Here is a 17,031-nt window from a genome sequence, read left to right on the forward strand (position 1 = left end):
CCCGCACGGCCGTAAACTGGCGCGGTGAGCGCTGCCCCTTCCGACCCGTCCGCCACGCCCGACGCCTCCGGCAGCGGGGTGCTGCTCGGCCCCGCAGAAGTGCGGGAGCTGGCGGAGACCCTCGGAGTGCGGCCCACCAAGCAGCGCGGGCAGAACTTCGTCATCGACCCGAACACGGTGCGCCGCATCGTGCGCACCGCCGGGGTCCGCCCGGACGACGTGGTGCTGGAGATCGGCCCCGGGCTCGGCTCGCTCACCCTGGCGCTGCTGGAGACCGCGGCGGCGGTGACCGCCGTGGAGATCGACGACGCGCTGGCCGCGGCCCTGCCCTCGACCGTGCGGGCCCGGCTGCCCGAGCGGGCCGCGGACTTCCGCCTGGTGCACGAGGACGCACTGCGGATCGGGGAACTGCCCGGCCCGGCGCCGACCTCGCTGGTGGCCAACCTCCCCTACAACGTGGCCGTCCCGGTGCTGCTGCACCTGCTGGCCGCCTTCCCGAGCATCGAGCGGACCCTGGTGATGGTGCAGGCGGAGGTCGCAGACCGGCTCGCCGCGCCGCCCGGCTCCAAGGTGTACGGCGTACCGTCGGTCAAGGCCGCCTGGTACTGCGAGGTCAAACGCGCCGGGGCGATCGGGCGGAACGTCTTCTGGCCCGCGCCCAACGTCGACTCCGGGCTGGTCTCGCTGGTGCGGCGCCCGCACCCGCCGGCGGCCGGCGTACCGCGCGAGGAGGTGTTCGCCGTGGTGGACGCGGCGTTCGCGCAGCGCCGCAAAACGCTGCGGGCCGCGCTCTCCGGGTGGGCGGGCTCCGGCGCCGCGGCCGAGGAGGCGCTCCGCGCGGCCGGGGTGTCCCCGCAGGCCCGCGGCGAGTCGCTGACCGTCACCGAGTTCGCCGCCGTCGCCGCGCACGGCCCGCGCCGCGACCGCCCACCGCAGCGGCCCGCCCGAACCCCCGGCGACCGGAACCCGCACGAGGAGCGCAGCACGTGACCCAGCCAGCAGCCAGCACCGCCGAGACGGTCACCGTCCGCGTCCCGGCCAAGGTCAATGTGCAGCTCGCGGTCGGCGGGGTGCGCCCCGACGGCTTCCACGGCCTGGCCAACGTGTTCCTCGCCGTCGGCCTGTACGACTCGGTCAGCGCCACCCGCGCCGAGGCGCCGCTGCTCACCGTCTCCGGGCCGGACGCAGCGCTGGTGCCGCAGGACCGCACCAATCTGGCGGCCCGCGCGGCGGCACTGCTGGCCGCGCGGCACGGGCTGACCGCCGATGTGCACCTGCACATCGCCAAGGACATCCCCGTCGCGGGCGGAATGGCGGGCGGCAGCGCGGACGCCGCGGGCGCCCTGCTGGCCTGCGACCGGCTGTGGGGGCTGCACAGTCCGCGCGATGAGCTGCTGGAACTCTGCGCCGAGCTGGGCTCGGACGTGCCGTTCAGCTTCGCGGGCGGCGCCGCGCTCGGGGAGGGCCGGGGCGAGGTGCTGACCCCGCTGGAGGTCGGCGGCGTCTTCCACTGGGTGTTCGCGATCGCGGACGGCGGGCTGTCGACTCCGGCCGTCTACCGGGAGTGCGACCGGCTGCGGGAGGCCGCGGGGACGGGTTCCTCGGCCGCGGACGTACCCGAACCGGCCGCCTCCCAGGAGCTGCTGGCGGCACTGCGCGCGGGCGACGCCGCGGCGCTGGCCGCGGCCCTGCGCAACGACCTGCAGCCGGCCGCGCTCTCGCTGCGCCCCGCACTGGCCGAGACCCTGGAGACCGGGCTGGCCGCCGGCGCGCTGGCGGCGCTGGTCTCCGGCTCCGGCCCCACCTGCGCGTTCCTGGTGGCCGACCCCGACGCGGCGACCCGAGTCGCACACGCTCTCACCGCTTCCGGGACCTGCCGCGGGGCGCGCGCCACAACGGGCCCGGCGCCGGGCGCCGGTCTCGTGTGAGCCGGCGGACCCGCCGCTCCTCGGGCCCCGCGCCCTCTCACGTCCGTCCCACCGGTCACGGCTGTGCGATGACCGTGCGCAGCGCGCGGATCAGCGCCTGCGGACGGGGGTCGCTGGTGACCGAGCGGTGCAGGGTACCGGTGGTGTAGCCGAAGGAGGTGGCCGTCTCCGGGTCGGCGAAGCCGAGCGAACCGCCGCGCCCGGGGTGGCCGAAGGAGCCGGCTCCCAGCAGCGGGCAGGCCGAGCCGTGCAGCATGTAGCCCAGCCCGAAGCGGGTGTTGACCACCAGTACCCGGTCCGGCCCGTCCGCGTCCAGGGCGCGGGCCTGGGCCAGCGTCGCGGGCGTGAACAGACCCCGCCGAGCCGTGCGGGAACGCTGCTCGGCGCCTCGGCCGTCGGCCGAGCAGTCGGCGACACCCTCGGCGTTCTCGTCCAGCGGGCCCAGCAGCGCCGCGTAGAAGGCGGACAGGGAGCGGGCCGTGGCGATGCCGTTCGCGGCGGGGAGTTCGGCGGCACGGTAGGCCGGGTCGTTCTCGTCCGGCTTCGGGGCCAGGGCGCCGAAGGCGCGGCGGGTGAGGGAGTCCGGATCGGCGTAGGCGGCGGTGACCGCGCGCTTGGGCCGGGTGCGCAGTGCGCCCGACTCCGGCGCGGGGGCTTCCTGTTCGGCGACCCGGGCCACCCGGCCGTCGGCCGCCACCCGCTCGGGCAGCCCGATCCACAGGTCGAGTCCGAGGGGCGCGGCCACCTCGTCGGCGAACCAGCGTCCCAGGCTGCGGCCGCCGCCGGCGCGCGCCACCAGTTCACCCAGCAGCCAGCCGAAAGTGTGCGGGTGGTAGCCGTGTGCGGCTCCCGGCTCCCACTCGGGGGGCTGCGCGGCGAGCGCGCGCGCCGCGCGGCCCGGCTCCAGCGCCTCCCGGGGGGTGAGCGGAGTGTCGAGCGCGGGCAGCCCGGCGCGGTGCGTCAACAGGTGACGGACCAGGAGCCGTCCCTTGCCGGCCGTCCGGAACTGCGGCCAGTACGCGCCCACCGGCGCGTCCAGATCGAGTTGGCCGCGCTGGTGCAGCAGATGCGGGACGGCTGCCGTCAGCCCCTTGGTGGCCGAGCGGACGAGAACGGCCGTCTCCCGTCCCCAGGGCGCGGCGGCCGGATCGGCCGGGTCGGTGCTGCCGCCCCACAGATCGACGACCTTGCGGCCGTCCCGGTGCACGGCCAGCGCCGCGCCGCGTTCGCCGCGCCGCTCGAAGTTGCGTACGAAGGCGTCCCGGACGGGCTCGTACCCGTCCGCCACCGTGCCGTGCACCGCCACCTCCGCGCCGTGCTCGGCCACCGCTGTGTGAACGACCTCTGCCACGTTTCCTTCGCTCCTGTCGCCTGGGGGCGCTTTTGTGGCGCCGCGCCCCCATGGTCCTACGCGCCGCACGGTGCCGTGCGCCGGGGGCGGCCTCGCCGGTCCGACCCCGCCTCCCCGAGGGCCGGCCGGCTCGGCGGCCTGCGCCGGACCGGCTCAGGCGACCGGCGCCGTCACGGAGCGCGGGTCGAAGCCGAAGGGGAGTTCGAGGCGGTGGGCGCGCATCAGCTCGGCGTCGGAGAGCAGCTCCTGAGTGGTGCCGTCGGCCACCAGCACCCCGTCGCTGAGCACCACCGAACGGGGGCACAGCTCCAGCGCGTAGGGCAGGTCGTGGGTGACCATCAGCACCGTCAGGTCCAGCGAGCGGATCAGGTCGGCCAGCTCGCGGCGGGCCGCCGGGTCGAGGTTGGAGGACGGCTCGTCCAGCACCAGGATCTCCGGGCGGCCGGCCAGCACGGTGGCGACCGCGACGCGACGCCGCTGGCCGAACGAGAGGTGGTGCGGCGCCCGGTGGGCGTGTTCGGCCATCCCGACGCGTTCCAGCGCCTCCTGCACCCGGGCCTCCAGTTCGGCACCGCGCAGGCCCGCGGCGGCCGGGCCGAACGCCACGTCCTCGCGGACCGTCGGCATGAACAGCTGGTCGTCCGGGTCCTGGAAGACGATGCCGACCCGGCGCCGGATCTCCGCGAGATGGGCGCGTTCGGCGCGCAGCCCGGCCACGGTGACCGAGCCGGCACCGGGCGTCAGGATGCCGTTCAGGTGGAGTACCAGCGTGGTCTTGCCGGCGCCGTTGGGACCAAGCAGCGCGACCCGCTGGCCGCGCGGGACGGTCAGATCGACGCCGAACAGCGCCTGGTGGCCGTCGGGGTAGGCGTAGGCCAGGCCGCTCACCTGGAGCGAGGGCACCGGCGCCGCGCCCTCGGCGGCCGCCCCGGAGACCGGGTCCGCGGCCGTCCCGGCAGCGCTCGCGGCGTTCGTGCCGGCGTTCCTGCCGGCGTTCGAGGCGGCGGCGGTGTCGGCGTTCGTGTCGGTGGAGGAAGTCACAGCACCCATCCCAGGAGGCAGATCGCGAGGGCGGTCACCGGCAGTGCGGCCGCGCGGGCCCACTCCGCGCGCGCCGCGGGGCCCGCGCCGAGAGCCGGCGGCATACTGCCGGCGTAGCCGCGGCTGAGCATCGCCAGATGCACCCGTTCGCCCCGCTCGTAGGAGCGGATGAACAGCGCACCGGCCGACTTGGCCAGCACTCCCCAGTGACGGGGCCCGCGGGCCTCGAAGCCGCGCGAGAGGCGCGCGGTGCGCATCCGGCGCATCTCCTCGCTGATGACATCGGCGTACCGCACCATGAACGTGGCGATCTGGCACAGCAGCGCGGGCATCCGCAGCCGCGCGAGGCCCAGCAGCAGGTCGTTCAGCCCGGTCGTGGAGGCGAGCAGGACCGAAGCGGCCACTCCGAGGGTGCCCTTGGCGAGCACGTTCCACGCGCCCCACAGTCCGGGTTCGGACAGCGACAGCCCCCAGACGGTGATCCGCTCGCCCTCCGCGACGAACGGCAGCAGCACCGCGAAGGCCACGAACGGCACCTCGATCGCCATCCGGGTCAGCAGATGGCGCGGCGGCACCCGGGAGACGGCGGCGACCGCGGCCAGCAGCACCGCGTACGCGCCGAACGCCCACACGGCCTCCCGCGGGGTGGCGACGACCAGCAGGACGAAACAGAAGACCGCCGCCAGTTTGCAGTGCGCGGGCAACGCGTGCACGGGCGAGTGCCCGTGCCTGTAGAGCTTGTGCGCGTGTCCGGCACCCATGACGGCTCCCCTAGCGCTCGGTCGCGGGCGGGCCGGACGCGGTGGAGGCACCGGCGTCGAGGGGGGCCGCACTGTTGCGGCGGCGCACGGCGAGGAAGACGCCCGAGCCGACGACGAGGGTGGCACCCACGCCGATGACGCCCGCCAGACCGCCGGACAGCCGGGCGTCGGCGATGTCCTCGACGCCGTAGTCGGCCAGCGGGGAGTCCTCCGCCGCGTGGTCCTCCGCCTGCTTGTCGATGCCGTTGTCGGCGGCGACCTTCTCCAGCCCGTCGGGGTCGGAGGACGCGTAGAAGCTGAGCCCGCCCGCGCAGGCCAGGGTGACGGCGAGCCCGGCGATCCACAGCGGGCGCAGCGAGCGGCGCCGTCCGGCGGCAGCGGCCGGGGCGGTGTCGGCCGGGGCGGCGGCCGGGCGCGGCTCGGCGCCCGGCGCTGCGGGGTCCGACAGCGGTGAGGGCCGCAGTTCCAGCGGTGCGGCCAGCCGGTCGCGCGCCCCGTGGACCAGGTCGGGGCGGACGGCGACGACGGCGCCGACCGTCGCGGCGGTGATCACGGCTTCGCCGATACCGATGAGCACGTGCACACCGACCATCGCGCCGAAGACCTTGCCCAGCGAGACGTCGGTCGTCCCGCCGAGCGCGTAGAGCGCGGTGAAGGCGACCGCGGCCGCCGGTACCGAGACGAGCGCCGCGACGAAGGAGGCGCCGGTCACCACCGAGCGGCGGCGCGGCAGCACCCGCAGCAGCCCGCGGAAGACGGCGTAGGCGACCAGGACGGTCACCACGCCCATGTCCGTGATGTTGGTGCCCAGCGCGGTCAGCCCGCCGTCCGCGAAGAGCACACCTTGCAGGAGCAGTACGACGGAGACGCACAGCACGCCCGTGTACGGCCCCACGAGTATCGCGGCCAGCGCACCGCCCAGCAGATGGCCGCTGGTACCGGCGGCCACCGGGAAGTTGAGCATCTGCACGGCGAAGATGAACGCCGCCACCAGTCCGGCCAGCGGTGCCGTCCGCTCCCCGGCTCCGCCGGGGCCGCCGCCCAACTCGCGTCGTGCGCCGCGCAGCGAGACGGCGAGGGCCGCGGCGGCCACGACTCCCGTACCGGCCGACACGGGGGCATCGATGAATCCATCAGGTACGTGCATCGGGGGCACTCCGCTTTCTCACGGCTTCTCACAACGGCCCGGCAATGGCCTGGCAGCGGCCGTCTCCAGCCTTTTGAGAATAGCGGTCAGATGCAAAGTGTTCGCAAGAGGGCGTCGGAGGTGCCCGGAATGAACGGAGATGCCCCCCTGATCGCCGGCCTGTGGCAGAACTCACCAGCCGGTTCGGGTGTCCGGGCGGCGCCGCCGGGCGTCTGACAGGACGAAGGGGCAACCCGGCCGGAGCGATGAGCGCGCCGGGAACCCCCCGATCCGGAGGAGCAGAAGTGTCGAAGGTCATCACCCGCACCGTGCAGGCCCAGCTGATCGTCCGGCCGCCGGCGGCCCGGCCGCTGAACCCCGCGCTCCGTTACGAGACGGACGACCCGCTGGCGGTGCGGATCGTCTTCCCCGCCGAGATCTCCCTCGACGGCGCGGAGGTCGCCTGGGCCTTCTCCCGCGACCTGCTCGCCGAGGGGCTGCGCGGAGCCGCGGGCGAGGGCGACGTACAGGTCCGTCCCGGCGGGCGGGAGCGGACCGTGGTCGAGCTGCACGCGGGTGAGGGGGTCGCGGTGCTGGACTTCCGCACCTGTGACCTGGAGCGTTTCCTGCGGCACAGCTACGAACTGGTGCCCGCCGGCGCCGAGCGGGCACTCCTGGATCTGGAGGAGGGCTTCGCGGCGCTGCTGCGCGGAGTCTGACGCGCGGGTTCCCGCCCACGAAAGCGCCCGCCCACCCGGTCCCCGGAGGGGGAACGGATGGGCGGGCGAGGTCATGCGCCGGTCCCACGGGAAGCGGGCCCGGGGCGTGCGCCCCGCACGGGGGTCACACGCCGGTGCGCTCCGGCTCGCGGGGCGGGGGAACGGCGGCGGCCGACGCCTTGTCGGGGTTCAGCTCCTTGCGGAGGCCCTCACCCTCGACGTCCACGTTCGGCAGCAGCCGGTCCAGCCAGCGCGGCAGCCACCAGGCCCGCTCCCCCAGCAGGGCGAGCACCGCGGGCACGATGGCCATCCGCACCACGAAGGCGTCGAAGAGGATCGCGATGGCGAGCCCGAAGCCCATCATCTTGATCATGGCTTCGGAGGACCCGATGAACCCGGCGAACACGCTGATCATGATGACGCCCGCGGCGGTCACCACGCGCGCGCCCAGCCGGAAGCCGCTGACGATGGCCTGGCCGGGGCCTTCCCCGTGGACGTGCGCCTCGCGCATCCGCGTCACGAGGAAGACCTCGTAGTCCATCGCGAGACCGAAGATCACGCCGATCATGAAGATCGGCATCATGCTCATGATCGGACCGGTCTGCTCGACCCCGATCAGTCCGGCCAGCCAGCCCCACTGGAAGACGGCCACCACGGAACCCAGCGCCGCCAGCACCGAGAGCAGGAAGCCCAGGGCCGCCTTGAGCGGCACCAGCACCGAGCGGAAGACCAGCATCAGCAGCACGAAGGCCAGGCCCACGACCAGCGCCAGATAGGGCACCAGGGCGTCGTTCATGACCTGCGAGAAGTCGATGGCGACCGCCGTCGCGCCGGTCACCAGCAGCGTGGCCCCGGTCTTCTCCTCGATCGCGTCCGACTGGTCCCGGATGTCGTGCACGATCTTCTCGGTGCGCTCGTCGCTGGGACCGTACTTCGGGACGGCCGTCAGGGTGGCGGTGTCGCCGCTCTTGTTGAGCTGCGGAGGGCTGACGGCGACCACGCCGTCCGTCTTCTGCAGCCGCTTCTGCACCTCGGCGGCCGCGGCCTTCGGGTCGTCGGCGCCCTCGAGGTCGACCACGCCCATCAGCGGGCCGTTGAAGCCCGCGCCGAAACCGTCGGAGAGCAGGTCGTAGGCCTTGCGCTGGGTGGTGGACTCCGGCTGGTTGCCCTCGTCGGGCAGCCCGAGCTGCATGGAGCCGACGGGCAGCGCCAGGGCGCCGAGCGCCAGCACGGCGGTGACCAGCACCAGCACGGGGCGGCGCAGCACGAAGCCCGCCCAGCGGGCACCGGCCTTGGGGCGCTGGCCCTCCGCGTCGGCGGCGGGCGGCACCCCGGTGGCGGGGTTGGCCTTGCGCACCCGGCGGCCGAAGATCCGCTTGCCGACCATGCCGAGCGCGGCGGGCACCAGCGTCAGCGCCACCAGGACGGCGATGACCACCGTGCCCGCGGCCGCCATACCCATCTTGGTGAGGACCGGGATGTTGACGACGGAGAGCCCGACGAGCGCGATCACCACGGTGAGCCCGGCGAAGACCACAGCGGACCCGGCGGTTCCGACCGCGCGTCCGGCCGCCTCCTCGCGCTCCCGGCCCTCGGTCAGCTCCGCGCGGTAGCGGGAGGCGATGAAGAGCGCGTAGTCGATGCCGACCGCCAGGCCGATCATCATCGCGAGCGTCGTGGTGTTGGCCGACAGGCCGAGGGTGGCGCCCAGCGCGGTGATCGAGGAGATGCCGATCATCACCCCGATCAGCGCGGTGATCAGCGGCAGCCCGGCCGCGATCAGCGAGCCGAAGGTGAGGATGAGGACGACGGCCGCGATGCCGATGCCGATGACCTCGGCGTTGCCCATCTCGGGCTCGACCAGCAGTGCGTCACCGCCGGTCTCCACGGTCAGCCCGGTCTTGCGGGCCTCCTTCGCGGTGTCCTCCAGACCCTCCCGGGTCTTGTCGGTGATTTCCTGGGCCGGGACCTTGTACTGGACGGAGGCGTAGGCGATGCTGCCGTCCTTGCTGACGGCGCCGCTGCCCTTGGCGAACGGGTCGGTGACACCGGCCGCCTGCCCGCCGCTCAGCTCCTCGCGGGCCTTCTCGACGGCGGCCCTGTTGGGTCCGGCGGTGATCTTCTCGCCGGTCGGGGCGCGGAAGACCATCCGGGCCGTCGCGCCCTCCGCGTTGGCTTCCGGAACGCGTTCTTCCAGCAGGTCGAAGGCCTTCTGGGCCTGCGTGCCGGGCAGCGCGAAGTCGTCGTCGGGCGGAGTCGATGCGGTGGACGCGCCGACGCCGGCCGCGACCAGCAGCGCCACCCATATCAGGGCGACGATGCGGCGCCGCCGGAAGGCGAGTCTGCCGAGCTTGTACAGGAAGGTGGCCACGAGAGAGGTTCTCCGGTCTCGAGGTCGGACAGTGGGACGGTGCGGTGGAGCAGGGACGGCAGAGCCGACCGAGCCGAAGGAGCACGGCGGGGAGGCGCCGCGAGCCGACTGTGAGAGCTCATGTCAATCGACGCTCGCTCGCACCCGAAGGATGAGCCCGCACCAGGACATGTGGGGCACATCACAACTTGCCCGGCCGCAAAACCCCACGAACCATGGGAAAGGTGACCGACGACGGCGCGTATCTCCGCTACCCGCATCTGCACGGCGAGCTGCTCTGCTTCACCACGGAGGACGACCTGTGGGCGGTCCGGCTCCCGGAGCCGGGGGCACCCTCGGAGCGGGCCCGGCGGCTGACGGTGGACCGCACCCGGATCAGCCACCCCCGTCTCTGCCCGGCCGGGGAGCGCATCGCCTACATCAGCTGGCGCAGCCTGGACCCGGAGATCCACCTGGTCTCCGTCCGCGGAGGTGCCTCCCGGCGGCTGACGTACTGGGGCGCGACCGACACCCGGGTGCGGGGCTGGACCCCGGAGGGCGACGTCCTGGCGGTGGCCTCGCACGGGGAGCCCTTCGCGCACCGGGCCTGGGCCTACCGGGTCCCGGTCGACGGCCCGGACGGACCGCCCGCGGGTCGGCCGGTCTCCTCCTGCCCGGGCAGCAGGCTGCCCTGGGGACCGGTGTCGGACATCGCGGTGGCCGAGCAGCGGGGCGAGCGCCGCACGCTGCTGCTGACCGGGACGCCGCCGCACGAGCCCGCGAGCTGGAAGCGGTACCGGGGCGGCGCCACGGGACGGCTGTGGCTCCAGGGGGAGCGGTTGCTGCCCGACCTCGACGGGCACCTGGACTCGGTGCTGCTCGTCGGGGACCGGATCGCCTTCCTCTCCGACCACGAGGGCGTCGGCAACCTCTACTCCTGCCGCCCGGACGGCACCGACCTGCGGCGGCACACCGATCACGACGCCTGCTACGCCCGGCACGCGGCCACCGACGGACGGCGGGTGGTCTACCAGTGCGCGGGAGAGCTGTGGCTGGTCGACGACTTCGCCCACGCGGCCCGGCCCCGCCGCCTCGACGTCCGCACCGGCAGCCAGCGCGCGGGCCGCCGCCCCTACCAGGTGCCCGCGGGCGCGCACGTCACCTCGCTGGCCGTCGACCCCACCGGCCGGGCGGGCGCGGTCGGGGTACGCGGCAGCCTGTACTGGCTCACCCACCGCGACGGCCCGGCCCGGGCCCTCGCGGACGCTCCCGGGGTGCGGGTGCGGCTGCCCACCATGCTGGGCGACACGGGACGGATCGCCTACGTCACCGACGCGGAGGGCGAGGACGCCATCGAGATCGCCGACCTGCCCCGCGCCTCCCGCCCCCGGCCCGCCTATCGGATCGCGGCCGGACGGCTGGGGCGGGTGCGGGAGCTGGTCGCCGCGCCGTCCGCCGAGCGGCTGGCCGTCGCCACGCACGACGGGCGGCTGCTGCTGGTCGACGTACCCGGCCCGGAGGAGACCCCGGAGGCCGCGGAGGCCGACGCGGAGCCCCCGGAGCCGGCCGGGGACGGCACGTCAGCCGCGGGCGCGGCCGCGGGGGTCCCGGCCGCGGGGGTCCCGGAGCCCGCGATCAGCGAGGTCGTGCGATCCGCCAACGGCCCGGTGCACGATCCGGCCTTCTCCCCCGACTCCCGCTGGCTGGCCTGGGCGCACCCGGGGGTGGGCCGCTCGCTGTCCTGCATCCGGCTCGCGAAGGTCGCCGAACGGGACGGCGCCGCCGCGGGCGAATGCCCGATCCTGGACGTCACGGACGGGCGGTTCGAGGACGAGCAGCCCGTCTTCACCCGCGACGGCCGCTACCTGGCGTTCCTGTCCTGGCGCGGCTTCGACCCGGTCTACGACGTGCACACCGGCGACCTCTCCTTCCCGCTGGGCTGCCGCCCGTACCTGGTGCCGCTCTCCTCCGCCACGCTCTCCCCGTTCGCGCTGACCCCGGAAGGGCGGCCGGCCGCGGGCGGGCTGGACCCGCAGGACCGGCAGGACGGCGAGGAGGAGACCGGCGGGACCCCCGTACTGGTGGAGGCGGAGGGGCTGGCCAACCGCGTCACGCCGTTCCCGGTGACGGCCTCGAAGTACGGCGCGCTGTGCCCGGTGGCCGGGGGCGGGCTGATCTGGCTGCGCTACCCGATCTCCGGCGCACTCGGCGAGACCTTCGCCAACCCGGCCGACACCTCCGGCCGCCCGACGCTGGAGCACTTCGACCTGACCACCGCCAAGCGCACCGAACTCACCAGTGACATCGACTGGTTCGCACCCAGCGGCGACGGCACCCGGCTGGTCGTCAACGACGAGGGGCTGCTGCGCGTGATCCCCGCCGACCAGCGGGCCGACGCGGACACCACCACCTTCATCGACCTGCGCCGCATCCTGCACGACGTCGACCCCGCGGCCGAGTGGCGGCAGGCGTACGCGGAGGCGGGACGGCTGGTGCGGGCCTACTTCTGGGACCCGGGGATGAGCGGCGTCGACTGGACGGCCGTCCTGGAGCAGTACCGGCCGCTGGTCGAACGCGTCGCCACTCCGGACGAGTTCGCCGACCTGCTGCGCGAGGTACTCGGCGAACTGGGCACCTCGCACGCCTATGTCACCCCGGCGCGGCGCGACGAGGGGCCGCCGCACTACCAGCGCCCCCTCGGCTTCCTGGGCGCCGATCTGATCCGCACCCCCGAGGGCGAGTGGCAGCTCGCCCGGATCCTGCCCGGCGACTCCTCCGACTCCCGGGCCCGCTCCCCGCTGGCCGGCTCCCCGGTGCGGGAGGGCGCGGTGCTCACCCACGTCGACGCGCGCCCCGTCGACCCGGTCGCCGGCCCCGCGCCGCTGCTGGCCGCGGCGGGCGGCACCACCGTCGAGCTGACGCTCCGGCAGGCGGGGCCGCGACGGGTCGCGGCCGTCCCGCTGATCGACGAACGCCCGCTGCGCTACCAGGACTGGGTGGCCCGGCGCCGGGACGTCGTCCGCGAGCTGAGCGACGGCGCCTGCGGCTATCTGCACATCCCCGACATGGGCGGCTCGGGCTGGGCGCAGTTCAACCGGGATCTGCGGCTGGAGGTCTCCCGGCCCGCGCTCATCGTGGACGTCCGGGGCAACGCGGGCGGGCACATCAGCGAACTCGTGCTGGAGAAGCTCACCCGCACCATCCTGGGCTGGGATCTCACCCGCGACGCGCAGCCGGTCACCTACACCGGCGACGCGCCGCGCGGACCGGTGGTCGCCGTCGCGGACGCGGCGACCGCCTCCGACGGCGACATGATCATCGCCGCGTTCCGGCTGCTGGGCCTGGGCCCGGTCGTCGGGGCCCGGACCTGGGGCGGCGTCGTCGGGATGACGGGGCGGCACCGGCTCGGCGACGGCACCGTGATCACGGTGCCGATGAACGCCGCGTGGTTCGAGGGGTACGGATGGTCGGTGGAGAACCGCGGGGTCGAGCCGGACATCGAGGTGCTGCGCACTCCGCTGGACTGGGCCGAGGGCCGCAGCTCCGTGCTGGGCACCGCCGTACGCACCGCCCTCGACCTGCTGGAGAGGCACCCCGCCCGGACTCCGCCCGGATACGGGGACGCCCCGGACCGCTCTCGTCCGCCGCTGCCGCCGCGCCCCTGACCGAAGACAGGAATTTTCATGCCGTTTTTGTACGTCATGCGGCATAGGGGATGGCGTGGCAGGGTGGAAAGTGCCCGTGCGTACACATGTCCGAAGGAGTGACGATGGGTCTCGCAGACCAGTTCAAGTCCAAGGCCGAGCAGCTCCGGCACAAGGGCGGCAAGTCCTCGTCCGGCGACCGCAAGCACGGCGGCGAACGCAAGCAGAGCGGCGGCCAGGACGCCACCGACAAGGCGCAGGAGCTGAAGGACAAGGCCCAGCAGCGCGCCCAGGAGTGGAAGGACAAGAACCACTGAGACCGCGGGCCCACCCTCGGCCCGCGGGGAGACTCGCGGACCCGCTGGTGCGGGTCCCGCCTCCGCCACAGCGTGCCGCGGCTTCCTACCTCCGCGACAGCGGCAGGAAGCCGCGGCACGTCGCTGTGCCGGGACGGCCCCTCCCGTCGGCCTCACGCCGACGAGCCGCCCGCGTGAGCGCGCCCGGCCCCGGGGGGCCGGGGCTCGGCTCGCCTCAGCGCGCCGCGCGAGCCTTCTCGTCCGCCTCCCCGCCCGCGCCGACGAGCCCGGTGGCCACCCCGCCGGAGGACTCCAGCCGGGCGGCGACGGCCTTCATCTCGCGCTGTCCGAGCGGGCCGCCGATCAGCGGGGCGAGATAGCCGCGGATGCCCTGCATCCCGCGCAACCACCACTGCCCGTACACGTGCGGGGAGCGGCGCTCGATGCCCGCGACGAGCCGGTCGACGGCCGGGCCCAGCGGGTAGGTCTTGTTGGTGGGCCACGGCAGCCGCTGTCGTACGTCGCGCATCACCTCGTCCGCGTCCGCGCCACGCACCATGTCGGTGTCGGTCCAGCTCAGATAGCCGACGCCGACCCCCACTCCCTTGTGCCCGACCTCGGCGCGCAGACTGTGCGCGAAGGCCTCCACGCCGGACTTGGAGGCGCAGTACGCCGTCATCATCGGCGCCGGGGTGATCGCCGCGAGCGAGGCGATCTGCAGGAAATAGCCGCGCGACTCCTGCAGTACGGGCAGGAAGGCCCGGCCGGTGACGGCGCCGCCGATGAGGTTCACCTCGATGACCCGGCGCCAGGCGACCGGGTCGGAGTCCATGAACGGCCCGCCCGCGGCCACCCCGGCGTTGGCGACGGCGATGTCGACCTTCCCGAAGTGCGCCTTGACCTCGCGTGCGACCCGGGCCATCGCCTCGTGGTCGGTGACGTCGGCGTGCCAGTGCGCCGATTCGGTGTGCAGGGACGCGCTCACCCGCTCCAGCTCGTCCGGCTCCAGCCCGACGAGGGCGATCCGGGCGCCGCGTGCCGCCATCTTCCGCGCGAGCAGCGCCCCCACGCCGCGCGCCGCGCCCGTGATGACGGCGACCTGCCCCTCCAGTGCGACCCTGCTCATGCGCTCTTCTCCTTCTTCTTCGGCGGCTTCGCCGTGCGCCCGGCGGTGGCGAGGTGGTCCCGGACGAGCCCGGCGAGGACCGCGGCGACCGTCTCGGGCTCCTCCAGCGGCGTCATGTGCCCGCGCCCCTCGAGCTGGTGCACGCCCGTGCAGTCCGGGAGCAGGGCGGCCATCCGGTGGGCGTGCGGGAGCGGGGTGAGGCGGTCGTGGGTGCCGGCGACGACGGCGGTGGGCGCGTCCAGGTGCGGCACCTTGGCCGACAGGTCGAGCCCGGCCAGCACCCCGCCCCACGCCGACCGCACCCGGGTGGGGCAGGCGTGCACGATGCGGGCGGTCGCCTCGACGGCGTCCCGCTCGGGCCGGGGCCCGAGCGTGCCGTAGGCGAGGGCCTTGCGGGTGAGCGGGGTGACGGGACCCAGCGGCGCGGACGAGCCCAGCAGCGCGCGGTGCGCGACCGCGCGCACCCGCTCCGAGCGGAACGGCAGCACGCGGGCCTGCCCGGTCAGATGCTGCGCTCCGGTGCTGCACAGCAGCAGCGCGGCACCGTGCTCGCGCAGCCGTTGCCGGCCCGCCGCTGCCATGATCGTCATGCCGCCCATCGAGTGACCGCCGATGACGGCGCGCTCCCCCGGCTCCAGCGCCGCCTCCAGGACGGCGCACAGGTCGTCGGCGAGCATGGCGGTGCTGCACGCCATCGGGGTCGCGGGGGCCGGGCTGCGGCCGTGCCCGCGCTGGTCGTAGACCACGACGCGGTGGCCGCTCGCGGTCAGGTCCCGGATGACCGGCGCCCAGAACAAGGTGGAGCAGGTCCAGCCGTGGGCGAGGACGACCGCGGGGTCACCGGCCCGGCCGTGCACCTCGACGGGGAGGCGCACCCCGTCCCCGGAGCGTGCCGTCAGCTCGCGCGCCGGCGCGGGCGGCGCGTAGCGCCCGGTGAGTCCCTTCGGAATGCGGCTCATCGCACGTCCTCCGCGGTGTCGCGGCGGGCCGCGGCTGCATTGCCGCTCCGCGCCGGGGTGGGCATGTCCTCCGCCGCGTGGAAGGCGCCGGTGGCCGCGCCCCGGCTCGTGCTCCCCGCGAGCAGCGGCGCCTTGCGGCGGGCCGCTCCCCCGCCGCCGGGCCGCAGCACTTCGTACTCCTCCAGCCACACCTCCCGGGTGGCCTTGCGGAACTCGGCCGTGGTGCCGGGCCACACCGCCACCGGGCGGCCCTGCGCGTCCAGATACCAGCTCGTGCAGCCGGTCTCCCACACGCTGGAGGCGATCCGTTCGCGCAGCTTGGCGTTGTAGGTGTGCTGCGCGATCGGCCGGACGTCCAGTGCGGCCTTGTCGCCGCCGCCGAGGGTGTCCAGCTTCCGCACGTAGTCGACCAGATAGTTGAGCTGCGCCTCGATGATCAGCACCATCGAGCTGGTGCCCAGACCGGTGTTCGGCCCGATGACGAAGAGGAAGTTGGGGAAGCCGGCCACGGTCGTCCCGCGCAGCGCGTTCATCCCGTCCTCGGCCCAGGCCTCGGCCAGCGTCTCCCCGTCGGCGCCCTTGACCAGGTGGGCGAGCGGCATGTCGGAGACGTGGAAGCCGCTGCAGAAGACCACCGCGTCGACCTCCACCTCGCGGCCGTCCGCGGAGACCAGCGTGTTGCCGCGGACCTCCTTGAGGCCGGAGTCGACGACGTGCGTGTTGTGCTGCGCGAGCGCCGGGTAATAGTCGTCGGACAGCAGCGTGCGCTTGCAGCCGACGCGGTAGTCCGGCGACAGCTTGCGGCGCAGCTCGGGGTCCTTGACGGCGCGCCTCATGTGCAGCTTGGAGATCTTCTCCACTGCGGGCAGCAGGTTCGGGTAGTTGGCGAAGACCTGCGTCTCCAGCTCCCGTACGCCCCACAGCGCGAAGCGGCGCAGCTTCTGGGTGGCCGGGAAGCGGGCGTGCAGCTTCCGCTCGGTGCTGCTGATACGGCGGTCGTTGCGCGGCAGTACCCAGGCCGGGGTGCGCTGGAAGACGGTCAGCTCGCCGACGACCGGCTGGATGGCGGGGATGATCTGGATCGCCGAGGCGCCGGTGCCGATCACCGCCACCCGCTTGCCCCGCAGGTCGTAGTCGTGGTCCCAGGTGGCCGAGTGGAAGACCTTCCCCTCGAAGGAGTCCAGGCCGGGGATGTCGGGCAGCTTGGGCTCGGAGAGCGGGCCGGTGGCGGAGACGACCAGGTCGGCCGTCAGCGTGCCGGCGGAGGTCTCCACCCGCCAGTGCAGCTCCTCCGCGTCCCAGCTCAGCTGCTGCACCTCGGTGTTGAAGCGGATGTGCTGGCGTAGCCCGAAGGTGTCGGCGACCTGCTCCAGGTAGGCGCGGATGTCCGGTTGGGGCGAGAAGCTGCGCGGCCAGTCCGCGTTGGGCGCGAAGGAGAAGGAGTACAGGTGCGAGGGGATGTCGCACGCGCACCCCGGATAGGTGTTGTCGTGCCAGGTGCCGCCGACGGCTTCCCGGCGCTCCAGGACGACGAAGTCCGTCATCCCCGCGCGGCGCAACCGCACAGCGGCTCCCAGGCCGCCGAACCCGGTGCCGATCACCGCCACCCGTACGTGCTCCTGCTCGTGCTCGGCCGCCATGCCGCCGCCTCCCGGATCTGTCGCGTGCCGCATCGTGGGTGTCGCGTCCTGCCGCGCTCGCGCACCGCGGACTCCGAATCATGCCAGTAA

Annotated in this window: 13 protein-coding genes; 5 read left to right on the plus strand and 8 right to left on the minus strand. The window is 74.4% G+C overall.

Annotated features, from left to right (window positions below):
* Positions 1-24 precede the first annotated feature (24 nt).
* Both rsmA and P2424_RS12430 read left to right on the plus strand, forming a co-directional pair.
* Entirely contained in the window at positions 25-990 is a 966-nt protein-coding gene (gene rsmA / locus P2424_RS12425) for a 16S rRNA (adenine(1518)-N(6)/adenine(1519)-N(6))-dimethyltransferase RsmA (RefSeq protein ID WP_276475817.1), read from the plus strand.
* The gene (locus tag P2424_RS12430; RefSeq protein WP_276475818.1) at positions 987-1,928 is read left to right on the plus strand and encodes a 4-(cytidine 5'-diphospho)-2-C-methyl-D-erythritol kinase; all 942 of its coding nucleotides are present in this window, start codon (positions 987-989) and stop codon (positions 1,926-1,928) included. The genes rsmA and P2424_RS12430 overlap by 4 nt, the downstream gene beginning before the upstream one ends.
* Positions 1,929-1,983: 55 nt before the next feature.
* Here P2424_RS12430 and P2424_RS12435 read toward each other — a convergent pair whose 3' ends face one another.
* From P2424_RS12435 to P2424_RS12450, 4 genes are all read right to left on the minus strand, one after another.
* Positions 1,984-3,279, minus strand: coding sequence for a serine hydrolase domain-containing protein (locus P2424_RS12435; RefSeq protein ID WP_276475819.1), 1,296 nt, complete (start codon positions 3,277-3,279; stop codon positions 1,984-1,986).
* Between the two features lie 153 nt (positions 3,280-3,432).
* Positions 3,433-4,182, minus strand: coding sequence for an ATP-binding cassette domain-containing protein (locus P2424_RS12440; protein ID WP_075002422.1), 750 nt, complete (start codon positions 4,180-4,182; stop codon positions 3,433-3,435).
* A 134-nt stretch (positions 4,183-4,316) separates the two neighbouring features.
* Positions 4,317-5,081, minus strand: a complete 765-nt coding sequence (cbiQ, locus tag P2424_RS12445; protein WP_276475820.1) for a cobalt ECF transporter T component CbiQ — start codon at positions 5,079-5,081, stop codon at positions 4,317-4,319.
* Between the two features lie 10 nt (positions 5,082-5,091).
* Positions 5,092-6,228, minus strand: coding sequence for an energy-coupling factor ABC transporter permease (locus tag P2424_RS12450; protein WP_276475821.1), 1,137 nt, complete (start codon positions 6,226-6,228; stop codon positions 5,092-5,094).
* 284 nt (positions 6,229-6,512) lie between these two features.
* On the opposite strand from P2424_RS12450, the gene P2424_RS12455 reads away from it, so the two are divergent.
* Complete coding sequence (locus P2424_RS12455) at positions 6,513-6,926, plus strand: SsgA family sporulation/cell division regulator (protein ID WP_276475822.1); 414 nt, start codon at positions 6,513-6,515, stop codon at positions 6,924-6,926.
* Positions 6,927-7,050: 124 nt separating this feature from the next.
* Here the strand turns inward: P2424_RS12455 and P2424_RS12460 are convergent, their stop codons facing one another.
* Positions 7,051-9,297, minus strand: coding sequence for an MMPL family transporter (locus tag P2424_RS12460; RefSeq protein WP_276475823.1), 2,247 nt, complete (start codon positions 9,295-9,297; stop codon positions 7,051-7,053).
* A gap of 215 nt (positions 9,298-9,512) precedes the next feature.
* Here P2424_RS12460 and P2424_RS12465 point away from each other — a divergent pair, with 215 nt between their 5' ends.
* Positions 9,513-12,941, plus strand: coding sequence for a S41 family peptidase (locus tag P2424_RS12465; protein WP_276475824.1), 3,429 nt, complete (start codon positions 9,513-9,515; stop codon positions 12,939-12,941).
* Positions 12,942-13,045: 104 nt separating this feature from the next.
* A complete protein-coding gene (locus P2424_RS12470; protein ID WP_276475825.1) occupies positions 13,046-13,237 on the plus strand; it encodes a hypothetical protein in 192 nt (63 codons plus the stop codon).
* A gap of 214 nt (positions 13,238-13,451) precedes the next feature.
* Here P2424_RS12470 and P2424_RS12475 read toward each other — a convergent pair whose 3' ends face one another.
* From P2424_RS12475 to P2424_RS12485, 3 genes are read right to left on the minus strand one after another with little or no spacing between them, the layout of a single operon-like run.
* Positions 13,452-14,342 carry an SDR family oxidoreductase gene (locus tag P2424_RS12475; RefSeq protein WP_276475826.1) on the minus strand — a complete coding sequence of 297 codons (891 nt, stop codon included), beginning with the start codon at positions 14,340-14,342 and terminating at the stop codon, positions 13,452-13,454.
* Positions 14,339-15,301, minus strand: coding sequence for an alpha/beta hydrolase (locus P2424_RS12480; RefSeq protein ID WP_276475827.1), 963 nt, complete (start codon positions 15,299-15,301; stop codon positions 14,339-14,341). Before P2424_RS12480 ends, P2424_RS12475 begins: the two co-directional genes overlap by 4 nt.
* Positions 15,298-16,941, minus strand: coding sequence for an NAD(P)/FAD-dependent oxidoreductase (locus P2424_RS12485; protein WP_276475828.1), 1,644 nt, complete (start codon positions 16,939-16,941; stop codon positions 15,298-15,300). The genes P2424_RS12480 and P2424_RS12485 overlap by 4 nt, the downstream gene beginning before the upstream one ends.
* Positions 16,942-17,031 lie beyond the last annotated feature (90 nt).

Source organism: Streptomyces sp. WMMB303, assembly GCF_029351045.1.
Classification (GTDB): Bacteria; Actinomycetota; Actinomycetes; order Streptomycetales; family Streptomycetaceae; genus Streptomyces.